The 16,489-nt window shown below is 67.6% G+C and carries 14 protein-coding genes and 2 pseudogenes; 8 read left to right on the top strand and 8 right to left on the bottom strand.

Translation table 11 applies throughout. The annotated features are described in order from the left end of the window. Window positions 1–8: 8 nt before the first annotated feature. A complete protein-coding gene (locus OG878_RS08020) occupies window positions 9–785 on the top strand; it encodes an Fpg/Nei family DNA glycosylase (protein WP_328891172.1) in 777 nt (258 codons plus the stop codon). 497 nt (window positions 786–1,282) lie between these two features. After that, entirely contained in the window at window positions 1,283–1,732 is a 450-nt protein-coding gene (locus tag OG878_RS08015; RefSeq protein WP_328886132.1) for a hypothetical protein, read from the top strand. Here the strand turns inward: OG878_RS08015 and OG878_RS08010 are convergent. Next, window positions 1,684–1,935 (bottom strand): hypothetical protein, encoded by a 252-nt coding sequence (locus OG878_RS08010; protein WP_328886131.1) that lies wholly within the window; start codon window positions 1,933–1,935, stop codon window positions 1,684–1,686. The two genes, OG878_RS08015 and OG878_RS08010, sit on opposite strands and share 49 nt — an antisense overlap. Window positions 1,936–2,259: 324 nt before the next feature. Between OG878_RS08010 and OG878_RS08005 the strand changes: the two genes are divergently transcribed. Continuing rightward, window positions 2,260–2,787, top strand: coding sequence for a hypothetical protein (locus OG878_RS08005; RefSeq protein ID WP_328886130.1), 528 nt, complete (start codon window positions 2,260–2,262; stop codon window positions 2,785–2,787). A 167-nt stretch (window positions 2,788–2,954) separates the two neighbouring features. On the opposite strand, the gene OG878_RS08000 is transcribed toward OG878_RS08005, so the two are convergent. The 4 genes from OG878_RS08000 to OG878_RS07985 form a co-directional block, all read right to left on the bottom strand. Next, the gene (locus tag OG878_RS08000) at window positions 2,955–3,359 is read right to left on the bottom strand and encodes an actin-binding ADF family protein (protein WP_328886129.1); all 405 of its coding nucleotides are present in this window, start codon (window positions 3,357–3,359) and stop codon (window positions 2,955–2,957) included. A 480-nt stretch (window positions 3,360–3,839) separates the two neighbouring features. Beyond that, window positions 3,840–4,043: a cold-shock protein gene (locus OG878_RS07995; protein ID WP_267009397.1), complete on the bottom strand. Its 204-nt coding sequence runs from the start codon at window positions 4,041–4,043 to the stop codon at window positions 3,840–3,842. Between the two features lie 765 nt (window positions 4,044–4,808). Further along, on the bottom strand, window positions 4,809–6,341 hold the full coding sequence (locus OG878_RS07990) for an FAD-dependent oxidoreductase (protein ID WP_328886128.1): 1,533 nt from the start codon (window positions 6,339–6,341) through the stop codon (window positions 4,809–4,811). 293 nt (window positions 6,342–6,634) lie between these two features. Then, window positions 6,635–6,997, bottom strand: a complete 363-nt coding sequence (locus OG878_RS07985; RefSeq protein ID WP_328886127.1) for a hypothetical protein — start codon at window positions 6,995–6,997, stop codon at window positions 6,635–6,637. A 354-nt stretch (window positions 6,998–7,351) separates the two neighbouring features. On the opposite strand from OG878_RS07985, the gene OG878_RS07980 reads away from it, so the two are divergent. From OG878_RS07980 to OG878_RS07965, 4 genes are all read left to right on the top strand, one after another. Next, window positions 7,352–8,176: an SDR family oxidoreductase gene (locus tag OG878_RS07980; protein ID WP_328886126.1), complete on the top strand. Its 825-nt coding sequence runs from the start codon at window positions 7,352–7,354 to the stop codon at window positions 8,174–8,176. A gap of 115 nt (window positions 8,177–8,291) precedes the next feature. Further along, window positions 8,292–9,221 (top strand): hypothetical protein, encoded by a 930-nt coding sequence (locus OG878_RS07975; RefSeq protein ID WP_328886125.1) that lies wholly within the window; start codon window positions 8,292–8,294, stop codon window positions 9,219–9,221. A gap of 162 nt (window positions 9,222–9,383) precedes the next feature. Then, complete coding sequence (ku, locus tag OG878_RS07970; RefSeq protein WP_328886124.1) at window positions 9,384–10,460, top strand: non-homologous end joining protein Ku; 1,077 nt, start codon at window positions 9,384–9,386, stop codon at window positions 10,458–10,460. A 69-nt stretch (window positions 10,461–10,529) separates the two neighbouring features. After that, window positions 10,530–10,787, top strand: coding sequence for a hypothetical protein (locus OG878_RS07965; protein WP_328886123.1), 258 nt, complete (start codon window positions 10,530–10,532; stop codon window positions 10,785–10,787). 89 nt (window positions 10,788–10,876) lie between these two features. Here OG878_RS07965 and OG878_RS07960 read toward each other — a convergent pair whose 3' ends face one another. The 3 genes and pseudogenes from OG878_RS07960 to OG878_RS07950 form a co-directional block, all read right to left on the bottom strand. Then, a complete protein-coding gene (locus OG878_RS07960; protein WP_328891171.1) occupies window positions 10,877–11,098 on the bottom strand; it encodes a DUF6480 family protein in 222 nt (73 codons plus the stop codon). 243 nt (window positions 11,099–11,341) lie between these two features. Beyond that, a pseudogene (locus OG878_RS07955) lies at window positions 11,342–12,541 on the bottom strand (IS110 family transposase). A 293-nt stretch (window positions 12,542–12,834) separates the two neighbouring features. After that, window positions 12,835–13,362, bottom strand: coding sequence for a DUF6328 family protein (locus tag OG878_RS07950; protein WP_328886122.1), 528 nt, complete (start codon window positions 13,360–13,362; stop codon window positions 12,835–12,837). 694 nt (window positions 13,363–14,056) lie between these two features. Between OG878_RS07950 and OG878_RS07945 the strand changes: the two are divergent. Next, a pseudogene (locus OG878_RS07945) lies at window positions 14,057–16,335 on the top strand (catalase). Window positions 16,336–16,489 lie beyond the last annotated feature (154 nt).

Here is a 16,489-nt window from a genome sequence, read left to right as displayed (position 1 = left end):
GAGGGATGATGCCCGAACTGCCGGACGTCGAAGGATTCCGTCAGGTGCTGATCGCCTGCGGGCGACGGTGTGTCACAGACATCGAGGTGCGTGACGCGGGTGTGCTGCAGGGTGTCACCGAGAAACGGCTGCGGAAGGAAGGCGAGGGAAGGCGGCTCGGGAGGGCCTGGCGGCACGGCAAATGGTTGTTCGCGCCCACGGACGGCGGCCCCACCTTCGTCTTCCACTTCGGCATGACGGGATCACTGTGGTGCTGTTCGCCCGACGAGCCGTTTGCCACACATGACCGCCTCGTGCTGACCCTCGACGATGTCCGTAGCCTGCGTTTTCGCGATCAACGCAAGCTTCAGGGAGTGCAGTTGGCCGACGACGCGGCCGTCGACCGAATCCTGGACCGGCTCGGGCCCGACGCCCTGACCTTGGATCGGGCGGAGCTGAAGGAACTGCTGTCCGGACGGAGGGGTGCCGTCAAGAGTGCACTGATGGACCAGTCCCTGATCGCGGGTCTCGGTAATCTGCTGTGCGACGAGATCCTCTGGCGGGCCCGCGTCGCACCCCGGACTCCGGTGCGGGACCTGAGTCAGACGGCGTACCGGCGCCTTTACGCCGCGATGGGTCGGGTGCTCCGCACCTCCGTGAGAGCCGGGTGCGTGCCGCCACGGCGCTCCTGGCTCACGGGGCGCAGGGACGACAGCGAGCCGCTGTGTCCACGCTGCGGCAAGCCCTTGTGCTCCGGTCGTACCGCCGGACGCCGCACCGTCTGGTGCCCACAGTGCCAGCCATGAACGGGGCTCTGAGCTGGGTCCGGGGTGGGGCTGGTGACTTTGTTGCAGAAGCCCGGGCCGTTGCGGGTGCAGGGGCCGGCGGGGCGTGTAACGGGTGCTCGTCGAAGATAAGCAGTGTGTGCTCGCCCCAGGGCCGGAGTTCCATCGCAATCCTCGTGGGTCCCCAGCGGCCCGCTGTCCGCGTCCAGGTCGAGGGGTCGGCTCGCTGTGGTGTACGACGGTCCGATTGCGCAGGGTCAGCGGCCCGATCTTGATCTCGTAGCGGAGGGCTGCCGCCCCCAGCTCGGGCCACCGTCCTCCGTCAAGCTCGACCTGTGAGGTGCCAGCGTTGCTTACCTGAGCTGGACGGACACGGAGATGGTCCGGGCGGGCAACACTTTGCTGCTTTGCGTGCGCTGCGGGCGGCCTTGTCGTGGCCGGCCTGGCGAGCCTATCCGGCGCTGGAAGAACGTTGAGCGTGCTCCAGGCCACCCAGGCGGATGTGGACGCGGCCGGCCGTGCCCGAGCGCTACTACACCGAACACGGGGTCTCCCATGTGGCCACCGACATCGCCGCCTGGTCACGTGAACTCGTCCGGCTCCTCGTCGAAGCGGCCGCCGACCTAGGCTTGCACCTCACGGGACCGCCCGATGCCTCCTCCGAAGGCGTACTCGGCGCGCTCCGGCGGAAGGCGTCGGAGGTGGTGGGCGGTCGTCCCGAGCCAGGTCTGCTGCTTCTGCGGGACCTGCGCGACCTCCACCTGGTCGCGACGCACAACTTGCTGCATTGGGAGATGCCCGCCCAGGCCGCCCACGCCACCAAAGACACCGGCCTGCTCGGCTCGCCTCCTTCTGCCACCCCCCGATGTATTGGACCAACGGCGGATCGGAGCAACCCGGCCCGCAACCCGTGCTTCTTTCAGGCCCGAATCGGCGGCTTCGTTGCGCGTTCGTGGTTGTGCTCGTAGTTCGCGAGGGCCAGGCCGATAGCGAAGAATGTCGGCGCCCACTCGCCGATGAAAATGCCACAGCGATCCGCACGAGCCACCCCAAGGGGATCGAGCTTCATTGACCCGAACCACGAGGCGACGGACAAGCCGATCGAGAGGAAGCCGGCGCAGTAGGCGTGCTCGGACTTCAAGCCCTTTTCATGCAGCATCTTGATGATCATGGCTGTCCAGGGGGGAGTGAGGTCATTGCTCTTTCCACCGTCGCCCAGGCGGTCATCCACCGCATCTGGGGCACGGCGAAGCCCGCCATAGAACCAGGGGCTCCTCAGCAGTACTCGGCGCGCGGTGCAAAGACCTCGACAGCGGTCGGAGGTGCTTTTCTGGCTCTTGTGCGATTCGGTGGCCGGCTCCAGATGCCGGGCTGTGGTCGCAGCGAGACGGACCGAATGACGAACACCACGGTCAGGGCGTGCTCTGCGTCATACGATCCCCACCCAGCCGGGCAGTAACGTGCGCAGGCGATCCTCGCTCGATCGGAGTCCTTGGTGCCTGCAGATCTCTCCCCGCTCATCGCCGCCACTACGCAGTGGCTGACGCGCGCTTTCCCGGCCGCCGGTGGCGCGTTCGCGGCTGTTCTGTCCGAGGCTCAGGCGCGCCAGGCCGTCACTGTCGCCGCGTGGCTGCGTTACCCGACAGCCATGGACGCAGCCTTGGTGATGATGGCCGGTCCCGGTGGATCCGCACGGCTCGACTGGATCGCCGGAGCGCACATGCACGACGAAGCCGACACCGGGGAGTGCGCCTGGGAAAGCTGGGTGGACGAGGTCGTCGCCAGCTGGGCAGCCTGCCTGCTCGCTGCCCCCAACGCGGCCAAGGAAGCGGTGGAAGCCGTTGCCCACAGCGAACACACTGCCGTCGGGACCGTCGAATTCCGGCGCCTGACAGCGCCCGATGCCCACGATATTTCGGCTGCACCCCTACTCCGTCACCCCGAGCTGCTGCAGCCGATAGCCGCTCTGCATCACGCCGGCCTCATCGACCGGCTCCGCCTCGGCCCGGCCCTAGCCTGCTGAGGGTATTGCTGCTGGCCCACAGGGCGGCGACCGGTCGGCCCCAACGTTCTCGGCCCGCGGGCGGACGTGCGTCGCAGCTTCTTGTTTGGAAGAAGGCAGGGCGCCGTAGGTAGAGGGTGGCATGACCGTGTTGCTGCTCGGGACGGAGCCGAGGGGGGAGGGGCGGGTCAACAGGTCCGTGAAACGAGTTCCTCGTAACCCAAGTCGGACAGGTCCGTGGTTTGTACATAGACCTGGACGCCGTCGAGGAGGTTGCGGAGTGTGTTGCGAGTGGTGGAGTGCGCGGTCCTCTGCTCGACCTCCGCGCCCTCGGGACACCAGGAGATCAGCACGAGCTTGTCTTTCCGGGACCCGTCCGCCGTGGCAAAGACCAGGTCGTAGACGACGAACCGCGTCTCGGCGGCCGGCAGGGCCTTGAGCAGTTCGTCGTGCGTCAGGTTCCCCTTGAAGTCGAGGACGACGGTCTCCAAGTTGTCGCTGAGCCGGTAGATCACTGTGTTGACGTGCCGCTTGCTCTTCAGCTCATGAAATGCCTCGATGCAGCTGTCTTCCACTGGGATGCCACTGCTCACAACAAGTCCTTCTGATCATTGGGAGACGAGAGTCGAGCGGCTCAACGAACTGATTCTGGGGGCCTTGAGCACCTGTTCTTCCCCCGTTGCTGCGCGCGTTCGCCCTCGACTCCTGTGGTGAAAGTGGGGCGGTGAGTATCCAGTTGCACCTCGTAGGTGCCGATCGAATTTATGCGCTTTGGTCGTCTTGGGCTGAGCCGGCACGTGCTGGCGGGGGCCGCGCTGGGGATTCGGCCGACACTGATGCGGCCGTCTCCGCCCTGTCCGAGGACTGCGAAACGGATGCTGTGGAGTCGGCACCGCTCGAGCAGCTACGGAGTGGGCGGGACTGCGTCGGCTCCCCCTGCCCCACTCGCAGCGAGCGTCCCTTGCAGGAGGATCGCAACGGAGGCCGCCGCCGGTCGGGGACGAGAGTTCAAAAGCCATCGCTTTGACGCGGGACGGCCGCCCCAGCGAGCCTGTCGCGGGGCGGGGGGCAGGTCAAGCAGGAGTGATGTTCTCTGCCTGAGGGCCCTTCTGGCCCTGGGTGATGTCGAAGTTCACCCTCTGGCCCTCCTGGAGCTCGCGGAAACCCTGGGCAGCGATGTTCGAGTAGTGGGCGAAGACGTCCGGGCCGCCGCCGTCCTGCTCAATAAACCCGAAGCCCTTTTCCGCGTTGAACCACTTGACCGTTCCGCTGGCCATTTTGTCCTCCAAGGGGGACTCGAAGCGGGCCCGCACCGTGCGGGGACCGGAGGTGATCGCCCTGGCCCCCGGAGACTCTGAACAGCAGTGCCGCCGTGAAAATCGCGCTCACGGGCGAGGGGTACTTCGGAACCATGACAGCTGGCCTCGACGTTATACCGGCCCTTCCGCCCACACCCCGAGACGCTCAGGGGCGCTCAGGGGGATAGGGGGACGGATCCTCCGTTCGGCGGCGTGACGTGGCGGCCCAGGGAGCCCGTGAACCCTGGTGACTGCCGGGTGATTTCTGATGGGCGCCCGATGACAGGGCCGGCCCCCCTGCGTAGTCGGGACGTCTCGGATGCCCCAGTCTGAGGAGGCCGTGTTGCGAGGCATCGCATCTGGTGACCAGGAAGCCCGCAGGTAACGGCCGGATAGAGGCAGTTCCTTACGGCGGGCGCTTCTTGCGGTTCCGTGCCTATTGGGCGGCCACCGTTGGCGACCACTCCGCTCAAGGACCCGTTGCGTGACGACCGGGCCACCGCTGACGGGTAAATGCCGTCGATGTCGCCGCCCCGGCGAGTCACGATCAGTTTCCGGTCGAGACGGAGAGCCTCTGCGTGGCCCCTCCGACAGTCATGTCACAGCGCCGGATGGCGCAGTACAGACGTTCCTGGGAGGCCCTGCCTGCCCGTCCGCGGCCGGCGACTTGGAGAGGGTACGACGAAGGCGGGGCGCCCGGCCTTCGAGCGGCTGCTCGGTTCCGCGCTGAGCCGATAGCCCTGCTCAAACAGTCCGTGGAGGTAGGGGGCGCAGGGCCGGGCCGTGGAGTACCTCGCCGTCGACGCCGAACCGCGAACCGTGACAAGGGCACTCCCACGCGGTTTCCGCCTCGTTGAAGGCAACCAGGCAACCGAGATGCGTGCAGCGCGCCGACACGGCGTGGAGTGCTCCGGCCTCATCCCGGTAGACGGCGCAGCGCCGCCCTTCGAGGCGAACGACCGAGCCCGAGTTGGGTGCGATCTCGGCGACGGAGTCGACGTGTGTGGTCCTCAGCCGGTCGCCTACGAAGTGCCGGGCGACCTCGGCCTGCTGTTTGAGCAGGGCCGCCCCTTCCCGGATGGTGCTCCACAGCCGACGCGGGTCGTACAGCCCTGCCCAGTCGGGTTCCGCGCCAGTGAGCGTGGACGCCAGCAACTGTCCGGCCATGGCGCCTCCGCTCATACCCCAGCCGCCGAAACCGGTTGCCACGTACACATGGCGTGCGCCCGGATGGAAAGGGCCGACCAGCGGCACGCCATCGCTGACGTCGTTGTCCTGGGCCGCCCACCGGTATGCCGTGTCGCCGACCGGGAAATGGCTGTGCATCCACGCGTCCAGCCGGAGGAACCGCTCGCGGCTGTCGCCCGTGCCGGGCGTGTGATCCTCGCCTGTGACGATGAGTAGTCGCCGGCCCTCGTCGAGCGGAGCGGTACGTACGGATCGCTTGCCCATGTCGTCCGTGATGTACATGTGCGCCGGTGCCTCCGAGGCGGGGAGGGGCGCGGCAACGACGAGTTCACGGCGCGGGGACAAGCGCGCGAAGTGAAGCGCGCGGTCGAAGACCGGATAGTGCGTGGCGACGACGACTTCCTTCACCGTGATCGTCATGCCTCGCTCGGTGGTCAGCTGGCACGGATCACCCTCGGTAAGGCCGGTCACCCGCGTTCGTTCATGGATGAAACCGCCTCGTGCGGTGATGTCGTCCGCAAGTGCCAGAAGATACTTGCGCGGGTGGAACTGCGCCTGGTGCGTGACGCGCACAGCTGCGGTCACGGGGAACGGCAGGTCCGTTTCCGTCACGAGGTGGGCGTCCAGTCCCGCTTCCGCCGCCGCTTCGGCCTCGGCCTCGAACAAGGCACGCCCCTGCGGATCAGTGGTGAAGGTCAGAGCCGACGACCGCTCGAAGTCGCAGACGATACCCAGTTCCGCCGCCACCGATGCGACCCGCTCCACCGCTGTCTGTTGGGAACGAGCGTACTGGCGTGCGCCCTCTCGCCCGCGCGTGCGGCGCAGCCGCTCATACACGAGAGAGTGAGCCGCGGTGAGCTTCGCCGTCGTATAGCCCGTCACCCCGGCAGCAACGCGGTCCGCCTCAAGCACGACCACGTTCCGTCCGGCCCGGGTAAGTTCCCAGGCGGTACTCAGGCCGGCCATGCCTGCCCCGATCACGGCGACGTCTGCCGTTGTGTCGGTCTCCAGTGCCGGCCACTGGATGCCCGGCGCCGTGGCCATCCAGTACGACTCGGCCATGCCGGGTAGTTCAGATTGCGTGGTCATGGACCACGTGTTCCCTCAGCGGTCGAAATGAGACGTCGAGGACCGATTCTTCCCCTGAGCGGCCCTGACCCCCGTAGCCGGCCTGTGCCACCCCTCCACCGGTGGCCCGGTTCGGGCTCCGACAGTGCTGGAGCGGGGAACTCTGCTGAAGCACATGGACAGAGCGAATGGCCCTACGTAACCAAACCGCCTGGGCGTATCCCTGCGGTCCCGCTCACCCCGGCCCATGTCTGCTGTGGCGCGCAACCTCCCAGGGTGGGTCGCGACCGTGTGGGGAGGCGAGCGCCTCGTGCTCATGGCCGGCTGGCGTCATGGAGTACCAGGAGGTGTTCCGCGAGTCCGACCAGCTCGGCTGTCGCGGTGTGGATCTGGGAGACGAGCGCTGTGGCCGCCAACGCTGCCTGCTCAGCGGTGTAGAGACCCGTTCCCGCTCTGTCCACACCGAGCAGCGCCGCTGTCCCGTGCTCATTGAGCGGCTCGAGAGCGTGGCCTGCGGGCTGGGGGAGGGTGCGCCATTCAACTGGCCCGGCTACAGCCATGCCTGCGCCCCGTTCGCAAACCAGCGTCCGCATCAGCTGGGCAACGTCCCCCATGGGCGTCAGTGACGACACGACGACAGGATCCCCCGCCATGACCTCGCGGATCTGCTGGACCATGATCCTCCTTCAAGCCGCACACCAGAACTGTTGGACTTTCCCAGCTCGTGTACTCGTGACAGGGGTCGCGTGTCCTGGCCTCGGTGGAGTTCCATCCGTTGGCTCTGGCGGTGTCTTCACCAGCAGGCTGGATGTCATGTCGCTGACTGTCTGGATGAGGGCCCTGCTTGCAGTGCGTGCCAGCCACGGGATGGGCCACGGCGCCCATGCTGTGCGACGCGGCAGTGATGGGCAGGGACTGACCGCCGTTTCTGCGACCGTCTCGCGGACAGCTGTGTTTGCCTTCTGGAGACCGCCGACATTCGGATGCGGGCACCACGCCCTCGAAGAGGGCTGCACCTGCTAGGAGGAACGATGAGTAACGCCCCGTTTGGCGGCGGGAATCCGCCCGTGACCCCGGTCGCCCTGGTCACGGGCGGAGACTCCGGGATTGGCCGAGCCGTCGCTGTGAAGCTGGCGGAGCAAGGTATGGACGTGGGGGTCACCTGGCATCGAGACCTGGCGGGAGCCGAGAAAACGGCGCGAGAAGTCCGGGAGAAGGGGCACCGGTGTGCAGTCGCCCAACTGGATCTCGCGGACCTGCCGGGCGGTGTTGATGTCATCGGCGCGCTCGCGGATGAACTGGGCAGGGTCGACGTCCTGGTGAACTGCGCGGGCACGGGTACGTCCACGCGCCTTCTCGACCTGGAGCACTCAACGGTCCAGCAAGTGCTCGATGTCGACCTCATCGGCCCGTTCCTGTGCTCGCAGAACGTCGCGCGCCGCATGATTGCCCAGGGCACCGGGGGGCGCATCGTCAACATCACATCCGTGCATGAGCACCAGCCGCGCGTGGGGGCCGCCCCGTATTGCGCCGCCAAGGGCGGGCTGGGCTTGCTGACACAGGTGATGGCACTGGAACTCGCCGAGTACGGCATCACGGCGAATTCGGTGGCCCCCGGGGAGATCGCGACCCCCATGACGGACCAGGAGGACACCGATGTGGCGAAGGTCGACCGGCCGGGCATTCCGTTGGGCCGGCCGGGTGACGCGCGCGAAGTGGCCGCGGTCGTCGCATTCCTGGCGGGGCCGGAGTCCTCCTACACCACGGGGGCCTCGTGGGTCGTGGACGGCGGCATGCTCCGCATGGGTCCGCAGGCCGCCTCCCACCTGACCAGCGACAGTTGGCGCCGCCCCTGATCGAACCATGCCAGGCACAGCCCTGCGCGCCGATATGAGGCGGCCCTGCCCCCCTGCTGCGCTGGGGGTGCGGCCCGAGGTGCGCGGAGGCGCGGCTCGATGGACCCTGATGATCATGCAACGTACGGATAGGCGGGGGAGCGGAGGGCACGACGTAGAGAGCCTTTTGGATGAGCTCTACGTCATGGCGCCGCCTGATTTCGTCTCCGGCCGTGAGGAGCTGGCTGCCGCGGTCAAGGCGGACGGGCATGTGGACGATGCCCGCCGGATCCATGCCGCCCGCCGCCCGACGCTCGCGGCCTGGGCAGCGAACCTGCTGCTGCGCTTGCAACCGGAAGAGAGCCAGCGGTTCCTGGAGCTCGGGCGGGCGCTGCGCGAGGCGTATCGATCCCTGGATGCCGACGGGATCAGAGAGCTGTCTGAGCAGCGCAGCAGTATCGTCTCGGCCCTGTCGCGGCAGGCTGCCGTACTGGCCCGTGAAGCGGGGCACCGGCTGTCGGGTGCAGCGAAGCAGGACGTCGCATCCACTCTGCGCGCCGTGCTGGTCGATCGGGACGCGGCAGATCGGTGGGCTACCGGCCGACTGGAACGCGCCCTCACCCCGCCAGCAGACTTCCCGTCCAGCGCCGTCGGACCAGCTGACGCACCGCAGAAGCCGGCACGAGCGCCGACTGGGCCGAGCTCTTCGCGGACGCGGGCGAAGGACGAACTCGCCGAGCGACGCCGCCAAAGGCAGGAACAGCTCGCGCAGGCCCGCCAGGCCGCCGCGACGGCCGATCACCGGCTTCGCGACCAGAGCACCGAACAAGCGGACGCTGAAGCATCGCTGCAGCGGGCACGCGACCGGCATGACCAGTGCCGTCAGCAGGTGTCCGCGGCCGAGGAGCAGCTGCGTCAGGCACGCGAGGAGTTTCAGCGCGCCGAGCACGAACAGCAAGATGCTGAGGAACGGCGCCAGGCGGCGGCTGAGGCAGTGAGCCAGGCCGAACGAGCGGCACAGGGGGCTGCGCAGGAAGTGGAACGTCTGACCAGCCCCATCAGATAGGGCCCCGCCGCCCCGTCCGGAGATGGTCGATCGCCGGCCTGCACCCGGCTGCATGCTCCTGCGCCGCTCGCCCGTTCCCGGCGCGCGCTGTGCATGCAGGAATGCCAGCGTGGTCAGCAGGAGCACCTGCTCCCGGTGACAGGGCAAGAAGGAGTGGCGGTCATGGCGCGTGCGATCTGGACGGGTGTGATCACCTTCGGGCTGGTCAGTGTCCCGGTCAGCCTGTACACCGCGGTCGGGACCCACACGGTGCACTTCCACCAGCTGCAGCGCGGCAGTGCCGACCGGGTCCGCAACCGGCGGGTCAACGAACGCACCGGCAAGGAAGTGCCGGCCGAGGACATCGTCAAGGGCTTCAAGGTGGCCGAAGGAGAGTACGTCGTCGTCGAGCCCGACGAGCTGGACGAGATCGCGCCGGGCCGCTCCCAGACCATCGACATCAGCGACTTCGTCAACCTGGGCGATATCGAGCCGGTCTACTTCGACCGCACGTACTACCTCGCCCCCCGGGGTAAGGAGTACACCAAGGTTTACGAGCTATTGCGGGCGGCGCTGACGGAGGCGGACAAGGCCGGCATCGCCACATTCGTGATGCGCGGCAAGCAGTACCTGACCGCGCTGCGCGCAGAGGACAAGCTGCTGGTGCTGCAGACGCTCCACTGGGCGGACGAGGTCCGCGATCCCGACAAGGAGCTGCCCGAACTGCCGTCCGGCCGTGTCGGCAAGGGCAAGGAGCGGGACATGGCGATCCAGCTGATCGACGCTCTGGACGCGCCGTGGGATCCGGTCCGGTATCACGACACCTACCGGGAGAAGGTGCAGGAACTGGTGCGGGCGAAGGCCGAAGGCCAGGAGGCCGCCGCGGCGGACGAGGCGCCCCAGGCCACCAACGTCGTCGACCTGATGGAACTCCTGCAGGGCAGCCTCCACCAGACCAGGGGAGCCCGGGAGAAGGCGCCGACCGCGCCGCGGCAGAAGAAGACCGCCGCCCGCACAGCGCGTAAGCCGGAGACGAAGAGGAAGACCGCGGCCAAGAAGGCCCCGCCGAAGGCAGCCCGCGCATCGGCGCCAACCCGCCACCAGGGCGGGGGCAAGAGCGAGCTCCGCCAGTTGAGCAAGACGGACCTGTACCACCGGGCCACCGAGCAGGACCTTGCGGGCCGCTCCAAGATGAGCCGGGACGAGCTCATCGACGCGCTCGCCCGGGCCGGACGCCGCCGCAACAAGAGCGCCGCTTGACCACCGCCACCACCTCCGCGCCCCGGCTCCGCGCGGGCGCACCCGATTATGGCGTTTTAGAGTTCGAGCGTGGCAGACACCATCGAAGAGCTGATCGGCATGCGGCGGGCGACGGACCAGGCGCACGTGCGCGTCACCGAACTGCGCGAGGAATTGGGGCCGCCGGCCACCGAGCCGTGGAGCGAGGCGCAGACGACGACCTACGAGACGGCATGGCGGGCGTGGCGTGACCTTGAGCGTGATCTGCAGGAAGCGATCACGCAGTACGCGAGAAATGAGGGCCTTGACCGCAACGACATCGAGCAGGCCATGCGCAATGCCCGATAAAGCTTCATCCTGCCGGGTAGCGGGATGGTGGCCAGCGCCCCCGGCGGCCCCGTTCCTGTTTTAGGCCTGTCCGTTTGGCTCGACACTGGTTATACCAAAAGCGCATAGGCGAGGAAGAAGGCCACGACTAGCACCACCACGGCAAGAATGGCGATCAGAGGCCACTTGGCCCATCCCTTGGGAGGTGCATGGCGTGGCCCTGCTTCCGAGGTGCTGCCCTCCGCCGGCGGAGTCTCGCCGGGAGGGACGCCGCCGCCAGGCTCCAAGCCGGGCGTGTTGCGTGGGTCGGGGGCAGGGTTTCCAATGCTCATGTACTGCATGTACCCGTTCAAAGGGAACAGCACCAGGTATGCCCTAAAAGGTGGTTTCCCTCTGTCACCCACAATGAGCGACGTCAGCAATCACTCAACCGGGTACTGCGCTGACATCAACTCCTGGTCAGCACTTGCCCTTCCTCTGGATCACGTAGAGCTCGGGCGGGCGCGACCGACCTGGAATCATTCGGGGCGATCTGCGGGTCGGACGATCAACGGGGGGTGCCTCTATGTCTTTCGTCAAGCGAGGCGATGGGTTCTGGGTTCGTAGAAGGAGCCGTCGCGGAGCATCGCGAACAGCACGCTGATGCGGTGTCGGGCCAGGCGGAGAAGTGCCTGGGTGTGGGTCTTCCCGCGGGCCCGGCATTTGTGTAGTAGGTGCGGGAGGCGGGATCGTGCAGGGCGGCGAACGCGGACAGGAACATCGCGCGTTTGAGCTGCCGGTTGCCGCCTCTGGGCGCGTGTTCGCCGTGGATGGAGGTCCCAGACGACTTGGTCGCCGGGGCGAGGCCGGCGTAGGAGGCCAGGTGGGCGGCGGTGGGGGAAGCTGGTGCCGTCGCCGACGGTGACCAGCAAGGTGGCGGCGCTGACCGCGACCCCCGGAATCGAGGTCAGGATCGCGGAAAGAGGGTGAGCCTCCAGCAGCTGTCCGATCTGAGCTTCCAGGGCTCGTCGCTGTTCGTGGACGGCTGCGAGCGAGCGGGCCAGGGACGGGATCACGACGTCGAGGGTGCCGGTGCCCGGGACCACGACAGTCTGCTCGTCGAGGGCGTCGAAGACCTCGTCGATCAGGCGGGCGGCCATGCGCGGGGCCTTGGGCCGGATCACCTCAACGAGCCTGCGTCGACCGGCCTTTCGCAGGGCAGCCGGGGAACCGTAGCGTTCCAGCAGCCAGGTCACGGCCTGGTGATCCAGGCGGGGGCCGAGGACGCGCTCCAGGCTGGGGTGGAACTGGGTGAGCAGGCCGCGTATCCGGTTGGAGGTGCGGGTGGCCTCGGCCGCCAGGTCCTGGTCGAAGCCCACCAGCACGGTCAGCTCGGCGGTGATCTCGTCGGTCAGTTCCAACGAGCGAAGGGTGTGCGGCATGGTCCGGGCGGCGTCCGCGATCACTGCGGCGTCCTTCGCGTCGGTCTTCGACTCGCCCGGGTAGAGGTCGGCGATCCGCCGCATCGCGAGTCCGGGCAGGGAGGCGACCTTGCAGCCGGCGTCCCGGGCGACTGTCAAAGGGAGGGCTCCGATCGAGGCGGGCTGGTCCACGATCACCAGCACGGTGCCGAACTTCGCGGTCAGCTTGTCGAAGACGGCCCGCAGCTTCGGTTCGCTGTTGGGCAGCGGCTTGTCGAAGACCTTCTTGCCGGCCGGGGTGAGCCCGTGCCCGTGATGGGCACTCTTGCCGACGTCCAGGCCGAGGAAGACGCCCGCGTCGTCGATGTCGTACAACCCATCCTCCTGAACGGGGTTCGTGTGATGCTGGCCAGGGCGTTGGCGTCGTATGCGCCCCGGGCATTGCGCCAGGCCAGGCAGTAGTCAGACCTCTCATCAGCGTCTCCAACGGCGCCTCTCGGGCCCGGTGACACCACCCCCCAGGTCATCCGTTCCATCCGTTCGACAGGGGGGAACAGTCATGCCGGGCCCGGAGGCCAGCGGTCCTCTTGCAGGACCGCGAAGAACATAACGGGGGGCCTGCCCAAGGCAGAGTGCGCTCCTCCCGATGGGCCTCGGAGAGCCACCAGTCACTGCGCGCCTTTCAGGTGCCGCTTGAGCATGAGGGGCAGGGTCAGCCAACAGCACGCGAACCAGATCAGCACAAACCCCGCGATAGCCCAGGCGAAGCTGGATTCCAACGCGACCCGGAGCAAGAGAAGCACAGCGCAGACGATGGCAGCTGCAAGAAGGGCAAGTCCGGTGGCGATCAAACGCCCTGTAACTTGGATCAGCTGCGGCTTGCGCCGGTGGCCGGCAAGTGTGCGGTGGAAAGAGACCGGCGCTACCAGCGCGCCGGTCGCCAGTGCGCCGAGTACGACCGTGACCACATAGAGATTCCTGTCGAACAGGCCCAGTTGCTCGAAACGGGGCGTGAAGACGACGCTGAGCAGGAAGCCGAACAAGATCTGCGCCCCAGTCTGCGCTACCCGTACCTCTTGTAGCATCTCCGTCCACTGACGGTCAGCCCGCTCCTCGGTCGTCTCGTGCCGCCCGAAGCCGTGTTCCTTGTCCTCTCCGGGAAGAGCGCTGTCACGCGAGCGTTCGGCGTCCGTCATGTTCCCACCTCCGGAATTGCCCCTCGGCAAGTCAAAGCAGGAGCCAAGGGCCCGGTGCCTCGCTCCGCATGACTACCACGATGCACGGATACCCCCAGCGTGCCCGGAGCCACGCCACTCACCGCTTCTTGGCGACTTCCCTGCGTAGCCGGGTGCTGCTCCGAGTGACAGGCGGGGAGCTGCGGGCGTAAGCCTGGAGGCATACGGCGTTCACGAAATGCTCCTGCACGCTGTTCCAGTCCCGCGCGTGCTGCTGACGGACGAGGCCAGCGGTCTCAGATCCTAGGCGTCGTGCCGTCCCTCGGGCCCGAAGATCACGCTCCTTCGCCCTGCGGCTGTCACCGGCTTCCACCGCGCTCTCATGCCCCTAAGCGATTTGGCCAGATGGCGGCGCCATTCCCGGTCGATCAGTGCGGCACGGGGTCCCCAGTCCACGCGCAGAACCTGTCGCCTGCGATACGAGCGAATGACTTACCCGCCGATGGCGATCCGTAACTCGTCACTGGATAGTCACGATCAGTTAGAGGCGAAGAGTCTCGGCGTGGCCCGTCCGATGGTCGTGTCACAGCGCCGGATGGCGCAGCACAGGAGTTTGCCTCCGCGTCCAGGGGTACCCGTCGTCAGGCGATGTCGCTCTTGCCCAAGTGCTGCTCACTTCTGCGGCGGCGCTTCCCCTCAAAAGATTCGGAACAAAGTGAGCGAGAAGAAAAACCCAGTGTCGACCGCAGCGAAGAAGGTCGTGGAAAAGACTCAGGAGGCGGTTCGACCGGGAAATGAGATTCCCGGTGCTCCGGGCCCGGAGGCTTCTTCGGTTGAGGAGCCGACCGAGGCGCGCGGGCCGCTGCCGCCCAAGGGCGACCAGCGCGGCCCGGACACGTACAGCCCGACCGGGCAGCCCACCGGGGAGCGACAGGGCCAGGTCGCGCAGGAGGGCGCGTACCTGACCACCGCTCAGGGTGCACGTCTGTACGAGACCGACCACTCACTGAAGGCCGGCCCTCGCGGGCCTCTACTACTCCAGGACCACCACCTGCGGGAGAAAATCACTCACTTCGATCACGAGCGCATCCCTGAACGGGTGGTGCATGCCCGCGGGGCCGCCGCCCACGGCGTCTTTCGGGCTTACGGCGCTGCCGCGGGGATCACCAAGGCTGCCTTTCTTGCGGAGGGAGCCGAGACGCGGGTGTTCGTCCGCTTCTCCACCGTGCTGGGCTCGCGCGGCTCGCCGACACCGTGCGCGATACCCGGGGCTTCGCCACGAAGTTCTACACAGACGAGGGTGTCTTCGATCTGGTCGGCAACAACATCCCGGTGTTCTTCATCCAGGACGCGATCAAGTTCCCCGACGTGATCCACGCGGGCAAGCCGCATCCGGACCGTGAGATCCCCCAGGCGCAGAGCGCGCACGACACGTTCTGGGACTTCGTCACCCTCCACACGGAGGCGACCCACCACACGCTGTGGAACATGTCGGACCGGGGCATCCCGCGTTCCTTCCGGATGATGGAGGGCTTCGGCGTCCACACCTTTCGGCTGGTCAACGGCGAGGGCGCCACCACGTTGGTGAAGTTCCACTGGAAACCGAAGCTGGGTGTGCACTCGCTGGTGTGGGAGGAAGCACAGATCACTGCAGGCATGGACCCCGACTTCCACCGCCGTGACCTTGCTGACGCGATCGAGTCCGGCGCCTTCCCACAATGGGAGCTGGGCGTGCAGACCTTCCCGGACACCGAGGGCCAGACCTTCGAAGGCATCGACCTGCTGGACCCGACGAAGATCGTGCCCGAGGAACTCGCGCCGGTCCGTCCGATCGGCTTGATGACCCTCAACGCCAACCCGTCGAATTTCTTCGCCGAGACCGAGCAGGTCGCCTTCCACCTCGGCCACCTGGTTCCCGGCATCGACGTCACCGACGACCCGCTGCTGCAGGGGCGGCTCTTCTCCTACCTCGACACCCAGATCAGCCGACTGGGCGGACCCAACTTCGCGCAACTGCCGATCAACCGCACGCACGCGCCCGTCAACGACATGCTGCGTGACGGCATGCATCAGACAGCGGTGCACCGCGGCGTGGCGCCGTATCGGCCCAACTCCCTCGACGGCGGCTGCCCGTTCCTCGCCGGCGCAGACACCAGCGCCTATATCGAGGTGCCGGCCGAGATGCCCGCGGCCCGCAAGGTGCGTGACTCTGCGGCTTCCTTCGACGACCACTTCAGCCAGGCCCGGCTGTTCTGGCTCAGCATGACCCCCATGGAGCGCGAACACATCGTCGCCGCCTACACCTTCGAGCTCGGCAAGTGCTGGGAGACGGCAATCAAGGAACGGGCACTGCAGGTGCTCGCCAACATTGACCCCGATCTGTGCACGCAGGTCGCGGCCGGTCTGGGCCTTCCGGCCCCGCAGGCAACCGTCACCCTGGCTGCGGTAGAGCCGAGTCCCGCGCTGTCCCAGCTCGGTGAGGCCTGGCCGGTCGACGGCCGGGTCGTCGGCATCGTCACCGACGGCGCGGACGACCTGGACGGCGTACGCGAAGTGCGGCGTGCAGTCCTCGACGCCGGCATGGTCGCCCTGGTCATCGCTCCGGTCGGCGGCACGCTGGGCCAGGATGGCGACCTGGTCACCGTGCAACGGACCTTTGCCACCGCCCGGTCCACCGAGTTCGACGCGATCCTGCTGGCCGGGGCGCCGGCTCCGGCCGCGGATGCCTACGGGGCCCGCGACGCCAAGGTCGACGACGGCGCAGCCGCGGCCACCGGCGTGGACCCCCGGCTGCTGCTGATGATCACCGAGGCGTATCGCCACGGCAAGGCCATCGGGGTCTGGGGGAAAGGGGCGAGTGCTCTGGAGGCAGCCGGCTTGCCCGCGGAGTCCGCAGGGGTGGTGGTCGGTGGGGCCGCGTCCGCCGTGCTGCAGGCCGTGACAAATCTACTCGGGGGACACCGCGCCTGGGATCGCTTCACCCCTGCTCTCTGACAGGTGCGACCAGACATGGGGCAAGAATGCGCGCCGGTCCTGGGCGCATGCCGGAAGGTGCGGCAGGTGGTCGGGGACTCGCTCCGCCCCGCCGACCGCGCGGGCTGTCTCCCGGAGCCTCTGTACGCCTCCCGGGCAGCTCAGCCGAAGTGTT

This window comes from Streptomyces sp. NBC_00316 (genome assembly GCF_036158715.1).
Taxonomy (GTDB): domain Bacteria; phylum Actinomycetota; class Actinomycetes; order Streptomycetales; family Streptomycetaceae; genus Streptomyces.
This window is presented reverse-complemented; position numbering and strand designations above follow the sequence as displayed.

Bases quoted from the DNA above. Each gene is read 5' to 3' on its own strand.
- OG878_RS08020 (WP_328891172.1), top strand. From the start codon at position 9: ATGCCCGAACTGCCGGACGTCGAAGGATTCCGTCAGGTGCTGATCGCC.
- OG878_RS08010 (WP_328886131.1), bottom strand. From the start codon at position 1,935: ATGATCATCAAGATGCTGCATGAAAAGGGCTTGAAGTCCGAGCACGCC.
- OG878_RS07995 (WP_267009397.1), bottom strand. From the start codon at position 4,043: ATGGCCAGCGGAACGGTCAAGTGGTTCAACGCGGAAAAGGGCTTCGGG.
- OG878_RS07990 (WP_328886128.1), bottom strand. From the start codon at position 6,341: ATGACCACGCAATCTGAACTACCCGGCATGGCCGAGTCGTACTGGATG.
- OG878_RS07985 (WP_328886127.1), bottom strand. From the start codon at position 6,997: ATGGTCCAGCAGATCCGCGAGGTCATGGCGGGGGATCCTGTCGTCGTG.
- OG878_RS07980 (WP_328886126.1), top strand. From the start codon at position 7,352: ATGAGTAACGCCCCGTTTGGCGGCGGGAATCCGCCCGTGACCCCGGTC.
- OG878_RS07975 (WP_328886125.1), top strand. From the start codon at position 8,292: ATGCAACGTACGGATAGGCGGGGGAGCGGAGGGCACGACGTAGAGAGC.
- ku (WP_328886124.1), top strand. From the start codon at position 9,384: ATGGCGCGTGCGATCTGGACGGGTGTGATCACCTTCGGGCTGGTCAGT.
- OG878_RS07960 (WP_328891171.1), bottom strand. From the start codon at position 11,098: ATGAGCATTGGAAACCCTGCCCCCGACCCACGCAACACGCCCGGCTTG.
- OG878_RS07950 (WP_328886122.1), bottom strand. From the start codon at position 13,362: ATGACGGACGCCGAACGCTCGCGTGACAGCGCTCTTCCCGGAGAGGAC.